At 67.4% G+C, this 13,437-nt stretch carries 11 protein-coding genes; 8 read left to right on the plus strand and 3 right to left on the minus strand.

Annotated features, from left to right (window positions below; translation table 11 throughout):
* Positions 1-87 precede the first annotated feature (87 nt).
* The 3 genes from mutS to QE399_RS12290 form a co-directional block, all read right to left on the minus strand.
* Positions 88-2,679, minus strand: coding sequence for a DNA mismatch repair protein MutS (mutS, locus tag QE399_RS12280; protein ID WP_309832062.1), 2,592 nt, complete (start codon positions 2,677-2,679; stop codon positions 88-90).
* A gap of 516 nt (positions 2,680-3,195) precedes the next feature.
* Complete coding sequence (locus QE399_RS12285; RefSeq protein ID WP_309829085.1) at positions 3,196-4,740, minus strand: GGDEF domain-containing protein; 1,545 nt, start codon at positions 4,738-4,740, stop codon at positions 3,196-3,198.
* Between the two features lie 129 nt (positions 4,741-4,869).
* On the minus strand, positions 4,870-5,850 hold the full coding sequence (locus QE399_RS12290) for an NADPH:quinone oxidoreductase family protein (RefSeq protein ID WP_309829086.1): 981 nt from the start codon (positions 5,848-5,850) through the stop codon (positions 4,870-4,872).
* A gap of 169 nt (positions 5,851-6,019) precedes the next feature.
* Between QE399_RS12290 and surE the strand changes: the two genes are divergently transcribed.
* The 8 genes from surE to rlmN all read left to right on the plus strand — a co-directional run bounded on the left by surE (position 6,020) and on the right by rlmN (position 13,427).
* The gene (gene surE / locus QE399_RS12295; protein WP_309829087.1) at positions 6,020-6,811 is read left to right on the plus strand and encodes a 5'/3'-nucleotidase SurE; all 792 of its coding nucleotides are present in this window, start codon (positions 6,020-6,022) and stop codon (positions 6,809-6,811) included.
* Positions 6,811-7,590, plus strand: coding sequence for a protein-L-isoaspartate(D-aspartate) O-methyltransferase (locus tag QE399_RS12300; protein WP_309832064.1), 780 nt, complete (start codon positions 6,811-6,813; stop codon positions 7,588-7,590). Before surE ends, QE399_RS12300 begins: the two co-directional genes overlap by 1 nt.
* A gap of 11 nt (positions 7,591-7,601) precedes the next feature.
* A complete protein-coding gene (locus tag QE399_RS12305; RefSeq protein ID WP_309829088.1) occupies positions 7,602-8,504 on the plus strand; it encodes a peptidoglycan DD-metalloendopeptidase family protein in 903 nt (300 codons plus the stop codon).
* Positions 8,501-9,544, plus strand: a complete 1,044-nt coding sequence (locus tag QE399_RS12310; RefSeq protein WP_405044100.1) for an RluA family pseudouridine synthase — start codon at positions 8,501-8,503, stop codon at positions 9,542-9,544. Before QE399_RS12305 ends, QE399_RS12310 begins: the two co-directional genes overlap by 4 nt.
* A 143-nt stretch (positions 9,545-9,687) precedes the next feature.
* Complete coding sequence (gene scpB / locus QE399_RS12315; RefSeq protein ID WP_309829089.1) at positions 9,688-10,416, plus strand: SMC-Scp complex subunit ScpB; 729 nt, start codon at positions 9,688-9,690, stop codon at positions 10,414-10,416.
* Positions 10,413-11,720 (plus strand): pseudouridine synthase, encoded by a 1,308-nt coding sequence (locus QE399_RS12320; RefSeq protein ID WP_309829090.1) that lies wholly within the window; start codon positions 10,413-10,415, stop codon positions 11,718-11,720. Before scpB ends, QE399_RS12320 begins: the two co-directional genes overlap by 4 nt.
* Before the next feature lie 83 nt (positions 11,721-11,803).
* On the plus strand, positions 11,804-12,229 hold the full coding sequence (gene ndk / locus QE399_RS12325; RefSeq protein ID WP_309829091.1) for a nucleoside-diphosphate kinase: 426 nt from the start codon (positions 11,804-11,806) through the stop codon (positions 12,227-12,229).
* 76 nt (positions 12,230-12,305) lie between these two features.
* Positions 12,306-13,427 (plus strand): dual-specificity RNA methyltransferase RlmN, encoded by a 1,122-nt coding sequence (rlmN, locus tag QE399_RS12330; protein ID WP_309829092.1) that lies wholly within the window; start codon positions 12,306-12,308, stop codon positions 13,425-13,427.
* Positions 13,428-13,437: the final 10 nt, after the last annotated feature.

The raw sequence follows: 13,437 nt of genomic DNA on the forward strand, positions 1-13,437 counted from the left end.
GCCATGCAGGGTACGAGCCGGAGTATCAAAATTGATAGCTGCTTGCGCAGTTGGGATAAGCGGTAGAGGCCATTTTGGCTTGTGGTGTCACTGCCGCGGTGGCACCAGGCGCTGCAACTGGTACAGCGCATCCAGGGCCTCGCGCGGGCTCATCGTGTCCGGTTGCAGGGCCGCCAGTGCGGCCTCCACCGGGCTCGCGGCGGACACCTCGGGCTCGGGCGGCGGCGCGAAGAGATCGACCTGCAGATCGTCCTCGCCCGCGCGCTCTTCCAGCGCCGCCAGGGTGTGGCGTGCGTGGTTGAGCACGGCGGCCGGCACGCCCGCCAGTTTGGCCACCTGGATGCCGTAGCTGCGGCTGGCGGGGCCGGGCTGGATCTCGTGCAGGAAGACGATGTCGTGGCCCGACTCGGTGGCGCCCACGTGCACGTTCATGGCGTGCTGGTGGCGGGCCGACAGTTCGGTCAGCTCGAAGTAGTGCGTGGCGAACAGCGTGAACGCCTTGGTGCGGTCGTGCAGGTGCGTGGCGATGCCACTGGCCAGGGCCAGTCCGTCGAAGGTGCTGGTGCCGCGCCCGATCTCGTCCATCAGCACCAGGCTGTGCGGCGTGGCCGCGTGCAGGATTTGCGCCGCCTCGGTCATCTCCAGCATGAAGGTGGACTGCGCGTTCGCCAGGTCGTCCGCCGCGCCGATGCGGGTGTGGATGGCGTCGATGGGCCCCAGCCGGCAGCTGGCCGCCGGTACGTGGCTGCCCATGCTGGCCAGCAGCACGATCAGCGCCACCTGGCGCATGTAGGTCGATTTACCGCCCATGTTGGGGCCGGTGATGACCTGCATGCGCGTGTTGGCGTTGAGCCGCGTGTGGTTGGGGATGAACGCGCCGGACGAGGTCTCGGCCAGCCGCGCCTCCACCACCGGGTGGCGGCCGGCCTCGATCTCGATGCAGGGCTCGTTCACGAACTGCGGCGCGCACCAGTTGAGCGTGAGCGAGCGTTCGGTGAGCGCGCACAGCGCGTCCAGCGTCGCCAGCGCGTGCGCCAGGCGGGTCAGGGCGGGCACGTGCGGCTGGAGCTGGTCCAGTACCTGTTCGTACAGCCACTTCTCGCGCGCCAGGCCGCGCTCCTGCGCCGACAGGGCCTTGTCCTCGAAGGTCTTGAGCTCCGGCGTGATGAAGCGTTCGGCGTTCTTAAGCGTCTGGCGGCGGCGGTAGTCGTCGGGCACGCGGTCCAGGTGGCTGCCCGTCACCTCGATGTAGAAGCCGTGCACCTTGTTGAACTGCACGCGCAGGTTGGGGATGCCGGTGCGGGCCTTCTCGCGCGTTTCCAGGTCCAGCAGGAAGGCGTCGCAGTTGGTCTGGATGCCGCGCAGCTCGTCCAGCTCAGCATCGAAGCCGGCCGCGATCACGCCGCCGTCGCGCACCAGCGCGGCAGGCTCCTCGTGGATGGCAGCGCGCAGCAGCGCGCCGCAGTCCACCGGCGGGCGCAGATGCTCGAAAATTTGGGCCAAAAACGGCTCTGGCGCTGGTGCAGATTGCGCAAGCAGCTCTGCTTTTTGTAGCGTCTTGCACAGGCCGACCAGCTCGCGCGGGCGTACTTGCCGCAGCGCGATGCGCGCGGTGATGCGCTCCACATCGCTCACGCCGCGCAGTTCGCCGCGCAGCACCTGCCACGGGCCGCTGCCGGCGCTGGCGCCCCCACGCAGGGCCGCGGTGGCCGCCAGCCGCTGGCGGGCCTCGGTGCGGTCGCGGCGCGGCTCCAGCAGCCAGGTCTTCAGGAGGCGGCTGCCCATGCCCGTCATGCAGGTGTCGAGCAGCGAGAACAGCGTGGGCGCGTCCTCGCCGCGCAGGGTGCGCGTCAGCTCCAGATTGCGGCGGGTGGCCAGGGGCAGGGCGATGAGCTCGTTGCTCTGCTGCACGCGCACGCTGTGCACGTGCGTCAACGCGCGGCCCTGCGTGTGCTCGGCATAGGAGAGGAGGGCGGCCGTGGCGGCATGCGCATGGGCCAGGTCCTGGGCGTTCCAGGCAGCCAGGCTGGCGGCCTCCAGTTGTTCCAGCAGCTTGCGCTCGCCCAGGGCCGCGTCGAACTGCCAGTCGGGCCGCAGGCTCAAAGGGCAGGTGAGCACGCCGGTCTGGCGCAGCGCGGTCAACTGCTGCTCGAAGCGCTCGGTCACGCCGGCGCTGTAGATGACTTCGCTGGGGCCGATGCGGGCGATCCACGCGCCCACCTCGTCGTGGGCGCATTCGGCCAGGTGCACCACGCCCTGCGTGACGGACAGCCAGGCCAGCCCGCAACGCGCGCGGACGCCCTGGTGCACGGCCAGCAGCATGGCCTCGGCCTTGTCGGACAGCAATTCGCTGTCGGTGAGCGTGCCGGGCGTGACGACGCGCAACACCTTGCGCTCCACCGGCCCCTTGGCCGCGCCCACCTCGCCCACCTGTTCGGCGATGGCGACCGATTCGCCCATCTTGATGAGCCGGCCCAGGTAGTTCTCCAGCGCATGGAAGGGCACGCCCGCCATGGTCACCGGCTGCCCGCCGGACTGGCCGCGCTGCGTGAGCGTGATGTCGAGCAGGCGCGCCGCCTTCTCCGCGTCGGCGTAGAACAGCTCGTAGAAGTCGCCCATGCGGTAGAACACCAGCGTGTCTGGGTGTTGCGCCTTGAGCCCCAGGTACTGCTGCATCATCGGGGTGTGGTGCGAGTAGTCGGCACCGGCCGTTGCCGTGCTGCCCTTCGCGCCTTGCGCACCGCCGGCCTGGTCTGTGTCGTGGCCGCGGGGCTTCCCGGTTTCTACCTGCTGCATTCTCGCCTTCTGTGATGGTTCCTGGACGTCCCGTCGACGGATGGCGCAGGGACGCGCGGGTCGGACAGGGGCTGCGCCCGCTGCGGAGCGCAACCCGGCATTATTGCGGAGCCGAAAGCAGGCGCGGCGTTAGTACGTGTTTGCGATCTCCCTGGGGCCGCGCAGTGGCGTTTGCGGGATGGGATGCAAGGCGCGGTGCGCTGCCAATAGCTCGGCTATTGGCAAGTGCCGCAACGCCGCAGACCGCCCGCAAAGGCCACTGCCCGAAGGGTTGGAGCGAAATCGGGCGATTGAACGCCTCGAATGCTTGCGTGGGCACGAGCCCATGCGGCGCATCCGAAGCGTCCACTCATTCCGCTTGCGCTCCAACGCGACCCCTGCGGGATCGTCAACACGTTCTTAGGCCGCCATCACCCGGTTCTTGCCCGAGCGCTTGGCCAGGTACATGCCTTGGTCGGCACGCCGGATCGCGCCGGTGCTGTTCTCGCTGTCCTCTAACTGCGCCACGCCCGCGCTGAAGGTGATCAGCACCTTCTCCTGCCCACGCAGGAAGTAGCGTGTGGTCAGCTCCCGCTGCAGCCGGGTCATGGCATCGACGCCGTTCGCCAGCGGCGTGTCGGGCAGCACCAGCACGAACTCCTCGCCGCCGTAGCGGGCCAGCATGTCCTGCGGGCGCATGACCTCGCGGGTGACGCTGGCCAAGTGCACCAGGGCCTCGTCGCCGCCCGTGTGGCCCATGCGGTCGTTGATGGCCTTGAAGTTGTCCACGTCCAGCAGAGCCACGCACAGCGGCGAGCCGTTGCGCCGGGCGCGGGCGATCTCGCGCTCCATCACCTCGTCCAGTCCCTTGCGGTTCAGCGAGCCCGTGAGCGGATCGTGGCGCGCCTGCGCGCTGGCGCGGTCCAGTTCCTCGCGCAGCTGCTCGATCTCGGCGCGCTTGGCTTCCGCTCGCTCGCGCAACTGGTGCAGCTCGTCGCGGGTCAGCCGGCTGTCGAGGGCCATGGAGCGCGTCGCGTTCATCACCTCTTCCAGCAGCGGGGTGATTTCCTGGAAATGGGTGGCCTGGCCGATGCGTTCGGCGCATTCCTCCAGCTTGCCGTGGTAGGCGCTGCTGGACGCGTCCATGTGCGCCAGGCGCTCGATGAAGGTCGCCAGCAGCTCCTTCATCTGCTCCTGGGCCTGCAGCGTGCGCTCCTTGGCCTCGGTCTGCTTGAAGATTACGTCCTTGAGCCGGCGCTGCACCTCGTCCAGCCGGCGCAGGGTGAGCGGCGGGGTGGATGCGGCCATCAGGGCCTCCGCCTGGCCCTGCAGCCAGGGTTCGTCCAGGCTCAGGGCCGCGATGTTCTCGAAGACCATGTGCAGCAACGCGAGCAGATTGGCTCGGATGGCAGCCTGATCCTCGGTGGCGAAGGACAGCCGGTAGCTGAAGTTGTTCAGCATGAGCGCCAGCGTCGACACGGCGGGTGCAGGCTGGCGCAGGAACTGGGTCAGCTGCTGGGCCAGTTCATGCACGCGGGCATCGTCCTCACTCAGGGCGGGCAGGGTGTTGTCCACCAGCCGCGCCAGCTGTTCGGCCAGATCGTCCGGCAGCTGCGTGGCGGCTGCCGGCGCGGTAGCCGCCGGTTCGACGGGCGCGGAGGAGGGGGCCGCGGCGTGCAGCCCCAGGTTGGCGTAGCCCACCATCACCGATTGCAAAGCCGCCCAGTCGCTGGCAGCGATGGCCTGCTCGAACAGGCCCAGCAGGCGCTTTTGCGCCGGCGTCTGCCCGGGCAGCACGCGGGAGATGGAGCGCAGCGGCGCCTCGGGGAAGTCCGGGCTGCTGCTGCGCACTCCGGCAATCTCTTCGTAGAGCGCCTGGTAGTTGTCGGGGGTCGGTGCCAGGCGGCGCGTCGCCAGCAGCTTGAGCGTTTCGCGCGCGATTTCGGAAGGGGTTCTGTCGGCCATCGTGGGCACCGGCGGGGATGCGGAGATGCGCGAGTTTGACAGAGCGCATTGCCCTTGGATAGCCGATAGCGTGGAACGTGCGCAAGAAGTTCGGGCGGAGGGCGCGCCCGGGCTGGGCGGCGCCCGGCCTCAGTTCACCATGACGAGCTTGCCCATGACACCGCGTGAACCCATATGGGCGTAAGCAGCGTGCAGGTCGGCCATGGGCATGGTCCGGTCGATCACCGGCTTGACCTTGCCCTGGCCATACCACTGCGCGAGCGTCCCCATCATGGCGGCGTTCGCCTCGGGTTCGCGCTTGGCAAAGTCGCCCCAGAACACGCCGACGATCGACGCACCCTTGAGCAGCGCCAGATTCAGCGGCAGGGCCGGAATGGGACCGGACGCGAATCCCACGACCAGATAGCGGCCGCGCCACGCGATGGAGCGGAAGGCCGGCTCGGCAAAGTCACCCCCCACGGGGTCGTAGATCACGTCGGGCCCCTTGCCCCCGGTCAGGGACTTGATGGCCTCGCGCAGGTTCTGCGTGCCGTCGCCGTAGTTGATGACCTCGTCGGCACCGATGGAGCGGCACAGGTTGCACTTGGCCTCGGTAGAGGCCGCTGCGATCACCCGCGCCCCCATGGCCTTGGCGATCTGGATGGCAGCCGTGCCCACGCCGCCCGCAGCGCCCAGCACCAGGACCGTCTCGCCGGCCTTCAGCTGCGCGCGGTCTACCAGGGCATGGTAGGAGGTGGCATAGATCATGATGAATGCAGCGGCGTCCACCGCCGGGAAGCCGGCCGGCAGCGGCATGCACAGCTTGGCGGGCGCGATGGCATGGGTCGCAAAGCCCCCGGTGCCCGTCAGGCAGGCCACCCGCTGGCCGGGCTGCAGGTGCTTGACGCCTTTGCCGATGGCTTCCACCGTGCCGGCGTACTCCGAGCCAGGCACGAAGGGCAGTGGCGGCTTCATCTGGTACTTGTTCTGCACGATCAACAGATCGGGAAAGTTCAGGCTCGCGGCTTCGATGGCGATCCGCACCTCCCCCGGGCCCGGTTCGGGTGTGGGTTGCTCGGTCCAGGCCAGGGCCTCGACCCCCGTGGGTTGCGTGCAAAGCCAAGCGTGCATGGGCTGTCTCCTTGTGTGATCCGTATCGGGTGTGGAAACCATGATAGGGGGCCGGTCGAGCGTTGACTTGTCTCAAGAGCGACGAAGCAGTGCCCGCCGGCAGCCATGCCTGCAACCCCCGCCGCGCCAGGATGCGGCACCTACAATCCGGCATCCAGCCAGACCGACCATGAAGATTCTCATTTCCAACGATGACGGGTACCAGGCGCCCGGCATCGTCGCACTGCACGATGCGCTGCGTTCCATCGCCGATGTCGAGGTCGTCGCGCCGGAGCACAACAACAGCGCCAAGTCCAACGCCCTCACGCTGCATTCGCCGCTGTACGTGCACACCGCCCACAACGGCTTTCGCTACGTGAACGGCACGCCGGCCGACTGCGTGCACATCGCGCTGACCGGGCTGCTGGGCTATCGGCCCGATCTGGTGGTCTCCGGCATCAACAATGGCGCCAACATGGGGGACGACACCATCTATTCCGGCACCGTGGGCGCGGCGATGGAGGGCTATCTGTTCGGCATTCCGGCCATCGCTTTCTCGCAGGTGGACAAGGGCTGGGGAGAGATCGAGGCCGCCGCAGCGAAGGCGCGCGAGATCGTGCAGCAGATGGACCGGCAGCAGCTCATCGGCGAGGCGCCGTGGCTGCTGAACATCAACATCCCGAACATGCCGCTCGAAGCCCTGAAGCCCCCGCGCCTGTGCCGCCTGGGGCGGCGCCACGCGGCCGAACGCGTGATCGAGCAGCAGAGCCCGCGGGGCGAACTGATGTACTGGATCGGCGGCGCGGGCGCCGCCAAGGACGACAGCGAAGGCACCGATTTCCACGCCACGGCACATGGGCATGTGGCCATGACGCCGCTGAAGGTCGACCTGACCGACCACGATGGACTCGGTTACTGGGCGCAGACGGTGGCCAGGCTGGCCCCGGACGGAATGGCCCCCGCGGCCGCAGGGGCGCCGTGATGCAGAACAAGCGCCCCGGTTTCCCCGCCCGCATGGACTGGCCGCAAGGGCAATCGCCCAAGCCCGCTGGGCCTGCTGTTGGTGCCCGGCGCGAGGCGCCGCCCCCGGTGCCGCAGGGGCTGGGCCTCGATTCGGCCGCCGTCCGGGCGCGCATGGTGCAGCGCCTGGCCGCTTCCGGCATTTCCTCCGCGCCGGTCCTGGCGGCGATGGGCGCCGTCGAGCGGCATCGTTTCGTCGACAGCGCGCTGGTCAACCAGGCCTACGAAGACACCAGCCTGCCTATCGGGCTGGGACAGACCATCTCCAAGCCCAGTGTGGTCGCGCGCATGGCCGAACTTCTGCTGGGCGCCGAGGGCGCGCGTGCGAGCGGCGGTCTGGGACGTGTGCTGGAGATCGGTACCGGCTGCGGCTACCAGGCCGCCGTCCTGGGCCGGATCGCGCGGGAGGTGTACACCATTGAGCGGCTGCGCGCGTTGCACGAAAAGGCCCGCGACAACCTGCGGCCCTGGCGGCTGGCCCACGTCCACCTGATCCTAGGGGATGGCATGGCCGGCTACCCGAGAGGGGCACCCTATGCGGGCATCATCTCCGCCGCCAGCGGGGATGATTTGCCCGCTGCCTGGTGCGAGCAACTGGCCGTCGGCGGCCGGTTGGTGGCGCCCACGGTCGGGCCCGGCGGACAGCAGGTGTTGCTGGTCATCGACAAAACTCCGCACGGACTGAAACAAACCGTTCTCGAGCCCGTGCACTTCGTCCCCCTAAAATCGGGGATTGCCTGAAGGGATTGCTTATGTTGGTTTCGCGTGGTCTTGTTGCTTGGGGTTCTGTTGCGCTGGCGGGGCTGGTACTTGCCGGATGCACGAGCACCCGCGTCAACAGGGCACCGGTCGAGGACCGTGGCACGGCCGCTTCGCAGCCGATGGCTGCGGCGCAGTCGGGCGTGGTCGTGGCTCCCAAGCCGCTGCCTGGGGCAGAGAACGCAGGCAAGCCGGGCTATTACACGGTCAAGCCGGGCGACACGCTGATCCGTATCGGACTGGAAAGCGGCCAGAGCTGGAAAGACATCGCCCGCTGGAACAACATCGAGAACGCCAACCTCATCGAGGTCGGCCAGGTGCTGCGCATCACCCAGCCCACGGCGGGTACCCCGCCTGTGGCGCAGTCCTCGGCGTCCATCGCGTCGGATACCGGCGTGGTCACGCGGCCGGTCACCTCGTCAACGCTGGCGCCGGCCTCGGCGGCCAGCGCGCCCCGTCCCGCGGCGTCCGCCGTGGCCGCGGCGCCTGCACCCGAGCCCACTCCCGCGCCTGCTGCCGGTGGCGACGATGGCACGGCCTTCATCTGGCCTGCGTCTGGCACCCTGCTGGCGGGCTTCGATGAGGCGCGCAACAAGGGCTACGACATCGGCGGCAAGGCAGGCGACCCGGTCCTGGCCGCGGCCGATGGCCGTGTGGTGTATGCCGGTGCCGGCCTGCGCGGCTATGGCAACCTGGTCATCCTGAAGCACAACAACACCTACTTGACGGCCTATGCGCACAACCAGACGCTGTTGGTCAAGGAAGACCAGACGGTGCGCAAGGGCCAGAAGATCGCCGAGATGGGCAGCACCGACGCAGACCGCGTGAAGCTGCATTTCGAGATTCGCCGCCAGGGCAAGCCGGTCGACCCCGCCCGCTACCTGCCTTCGCGCTGATCGCCGTGCGGCCTCCGTCGCAGGAGCCTGCCGGGGCGCTGGCAGAGGAGTTCGAGGATCTGCCGCCCGGCGAGCTGGACGGTGGAGAACCGGGCCAGACCGAAGCGCCCGAGGTGCGCGCGGCTTCTGTCGACGTCGCGCTGCACGACTGGCGCCTGGACAAGGCGCTGGCAGAACTGGTGCCGGAGTTCTCCCGCAGCTATCTGCAGCAGTTGCTGGCCCAGGGCTGTGTCCGCCTCAATGGACGTGAGGCGGGTAAGGCGTCCGCCCGGGTCAAGGCGGGCGATGCGGTGGAGGTCGAGATGCGGCCCACCCAGCAGAGCCAGGCCTTCCGGCCCGAATCCCTGCCACTCGACATCCTCCATGAAGACGAGCACCTGCTGGTGGTGAACAAGCCGGCGGGGCTGGTGGTTCACCCGGCGCCCGGCAACTGGAGCGGCACGCTGCTCAACGCGCTACTGGGACGTGACCCGAAGGCTGCGCTCGTACCCCGCGCCGGCATCGTCCATCGGTTGGACAAGGACACGAGCGGCGTCATGGTCGTCGCCCGGACCCGCGCGGCCATGGATGCCCTGGTGCGGATGATCGCGGCGCGTGAAGTGAGCCGGCAGTACCTGGCGTTGGGCTGGGGCGCGTGGAGTGGAGCGGCGCACCGGGAAGTGGATGCGCCCATCGGGCGCGACCCGCGCAATCGGCTGCGCATGGCCATCGTGGACCTGGCGGCGCATTCGGGCAAACCGGCCCGCACCGATGTCGATGTGCTGAGCTCGGGATCGGACGCGTGCTTGGTGCGTTGCACCCTGCACACGGGCCGGACCCACCAGATCCGGGTGCACATGGCCTCGCTGAAACATCCGCTGGTCGGAGATGCGCTTTACGGTGGGCAGGCTGGTGCAGGGCTGCAGCGCCAGGCATTGCACGCCTTCCGCCTCGCTTTCAGGCATCCGGTCACCGGCGCAGACCTGGTCTTTCGCGCAGAGCTTCCCCCGGACATGGCAGAGGCCCTTGATTTTTGGGCCCTACGTTACAATCCCGCCTGACAGCCTGCTCTGGCTGACTGCCAGTTGCGTACAACCGCAGGCGGCGGTGCGATGCCCTGCTGCATCCGCCCCATGAATACTTCCTCCTTTGCCTTCAGGCGCCCTGGCGGGCGCGATATGCGCACTTCCCGGAATTGCCGACCATGAACACGGTGGATGCCAAGCGGATCCTGGAGACCGCTCTCATCTGTGCGGTCCAGCCGCTGTCGGTGCGCGAAATGCGCACGCTGTTCGACGACGCGCTGGGATCCGACACGCTCAAGACCCTGCTCGCAGAACTGGAGCAGGACTGGATGCAGCGCGGCGTGGAGCTGGTGCAGGTCGCTAGCGGATGGCGATTTCAGAGCCGGCCGGAGATGCGTCCGTACCTGGACCGCCTGCATCCGGAAAAACCGCCGCGCTACACGCGGGCGGCTCTGGAGACGCTGGCCATCATTGCCTACCGGCAGCCAGTGACCCGCGGGGACATCGAGGACGTGCGTGGCGTCACCGTCAACAGCTTGATCATCAAGCAGCTGGAGGATCGGGGCTGGGTCGAGGTCATCGGGCACCGAGAAACGGTAGGTCGTCCGTCGCTGTTTGCGACGACGCGGCAGTTTCTCGATGACCTGGGGCTGCAGTCGCTGGACCAACTGCCCGTGCTGGACGATCCCGGAACGCAGGCGAGCGTGTTGGATGCCCTGAATGGGCGCTCGGCTGAACTGCCGTTGGAGATGCCTGACGCAGACGTGGCGCCGGAAGGTGCACCTCAGCTGCCAGTGGTGGCGGTCGGTGGGGCGTCGGTTGCGGAGGATGCTCTGGAGCGGGTGCCGGTCGAGGGCGAGAGTGCGTCTCACGGGGATGCGGAACAATTGACAGAAAGAAACACATGAACGATTCCTCTCGTGGTGCCGATCAGGCCGGGCGCAAAGGGGCCTCCAAGGGACGCCGCGCGCAGCGGCCAGCCAGCGGCGGTGCAGCAGATCCTGCAGTTCCGGGTCAGGCCGTGTCCTCGAATGGGGCCCCGGCGGAGCAAGATGGCGTTGCTGCCGGATCTGCTGCCGACTCGGCGACCTTGACGCCGCAGCGCCAGCCTGCGCACGCAGGGGAGGGCTATCGGTTCGCCGATGTCGTGTCCGGCCAGCTGGATGAAGACGAGGGGCGTGAGGATGTTGCCCCGACCAAGCGCGTGTTGCTGCCGCAGGTGGAGACGCCCAAGCTGCACAAGCTGCTGGCCCAGGCCGGCCTGGGGTCGCGGCTCGAGATGGAACAGCTCATCCTGGAAGGGCGCATCTCGGTGAACAACGAGCCGGCGCACATCGGCCAGCGCATCCAGTTCGGCGACCAGATCAAGGTCAACGGCAAGCCGATCCGCTACCGCATCGACCCACCGCCGGCCCGCGTGATCGCTTATCACAAGCCGGTCGGTGAGGTGGTGACCCATGACGATCCGCAGAACCGGCCCACCGTTTTTCGCAAGCTTCCGCGCCTAGCGCATGGCAAGTGGCAATCGGTCGGGCGTCTGGATCTCAATACCGAGGGGTTGCTGCTGCTGACGAGTTCGGGTGAGTTGGCCAACCAGCTCATGCATCCGCGCTTCGGCCTTGAGCGCGAATACGCCGTCCGCGTCCTGGGTGCACTGAGCAATGAAGAGAAGCAGCGCCTGCTCGACGGGGTGCAACTGGACGACGGCATGGCGGCGTTCGGGTCGATCGAAGACGGCGGTGGTGAAGGGTCCAACTGCTGGTACCGGGTCACCATTTCGGAGGGGCGCAACCGCGAGGTTCGCCGCATGCTCGAGGCCGTGGGCCATGCAGTCAGCCGACTGATCCGCATCCGCTATGGCGCCATGATGCTGCCCCGCGGGCTGAAGCGCGGGGCCTGGATGGAGCTGGATGAGCGCGATATCAGGGCGCTGGCGCAGGCCGCGGGTGCGGCTAGCCCGAAGCTGCAGCGCCGGGATGGAACCCCGCCGCCCGCCCGCCGTGGCGACGGGCCCCAGGGCGGCCCGCGCAGCATCTTTGAGCGCGCAAGCGGCGCCAAACCGCGTGGCGGCAATGGCGCGGGCAAACAGGCCAAGCCGTCTCAGCCTGACCCGATGAAGACATCCGTCGGCTACATCGGCAGTGACAGCCTGTCCCGGCAACGCCAGGAATCGCGTCGAGGTGGTCCCAACGGTCGCCGCAAAGGGCGGTAGGGGATTACCCCGGCGGTTAAAATCAAGGGTTTTGTCCGCCGGGCAAAAATTTTTACATCAACATCCATCTCAGGAAAACCAAAATGGCTATCGAACGTACCCTCTCCATCATCAAGCCTGACGCCGTCGCCAAGAACGTGATCGGCCAGATCTACGCCCGTTTCGAAGCCGCCGGCCTGAAGGTTGTGGCTGCCCGCATGGCCCACCTGTCGCGCCTGGAAGCCGAGCAGTTCTACGGTGTGCACAAGGAGCGTCCTTTCTTCAAGGACCTGGTGGACTTCATGGTCTCCGGCCCTGTGATGATTCAGGTCCTGGAAGGTGAGAACGCCATCCTGAAGAACCGCGAACTCATGGGCGCTACGGACCCCAAGAAGGCCGAGGCCGGCACCATCCGCGCCGACTTCGCTGACAGCATCGACGCCAACGCTGTGCACGGTTCGGACGCTCCCGAGACGGCCCAGGGCGAAGTGGCCTTTTTCTTCCCCGGCCTGAACATCTACTCGCGTTGATCGGAGTGGCTTGCTGCCGTGGCCCAGCGGCGTACGGCAGCAGCTGTTTTCCGATGACTTGCATGCCTGGAATGCCATGACCACGAACCTTCTCGATTTCGATCTGGACGGGCTGGCCGCTTTTTGCGAGCGGCTGGGGGAAAAGCGTTTCCGGGCGACGCAGCTTTTCCGCTGGATCCACCAGCGTGGAGCCAGCGACTTCGATCAGATGAGCGATCTCGCCAAGTCCTTGCGAGAAAAGCTCAAGACCTGCGCGCATGTCGCAGGGCTTCCCATCGTCAGCGAACACGTGTCGACAGACGGCACGGTGAAATGGCTGTTCGATGTAGGCGACGGCAATGCCGTCGAATCGGTGTTCATCCCCGAAGACGATCGCGGGACTCTGTGCATATCGTCCCAGGCCGGTTGTGCCGTGGGCTGCCGTTTCTGCTCCACGGGCCACCAGGGGTTCAGCCGCAACCTCACCACCGGCGAGATCATCGCCCAGTTGTGGTTTGCTGAACATGCGCTGCGCCAGCGTACGGGCGCGCAGGAACGGGTGATCTCCAATGTGGTCATGATGGGCATGGGCGAGCCGCTGCAGAATTACGCAGCCTTGGTGCCCGCTTTGCGAACGATGCTGGACGACCATGGGTATGGCCTTTCCCGCCGCCGTGTCACGGTGTCTACGTCGGGCGTCGTGCCGATGATGGACCGCTTGGCGCAGGACTGTCCGGTGGCCTTGGCCGTGTCGCTGCATGCCCCCAACGATGCGCTGCGGGATCATCTGGTTCCGTTGAATCGCAAGTACCCTATCGCTGAACTGCTCGAGACCTGCAACCGCTATCTGGAGCATGCGCCACGCGACTTCATCACTTTCGAATACTGCATGCTCGACGGCGTGAACGACCAGCCCGAGCATGCGCAGCAGTTGATCGACTTGGTGCGCACCTACGCCGGCAAAGGCGTGTGGTGCAAGTTCAATCTGATTCCCTTCAATCCGTTCCCTGCGTCCGGGCTGGTGCGCTCTTCCCCGCAGCAAGTGTCGGTCTTTGCCAAGATGTTGAGCGATGCGGGTATCGTAACGACCGTCCGCAAGACCCGAGGCGACGACATCGACGCCGCCTGTGGTCAACTGGCTGGCGACGTCAAGGATCGCACCCGGGCGGCTGAGCGCATGGCAAGGCAGCGAATCATCGAAGTCAAAGCCGTGGTCTAGATGCGAGGCA

It is taken from the genome of Paracidovorax wautersii (assembly GCF_031453675.1).
Taxonomy (GTDB): domain Bacteria; phylum Pseudomonadota; class Gammaproteobacteria; order Burkholderiales; family Burkholderiaceae_C; genus Paracidovorax.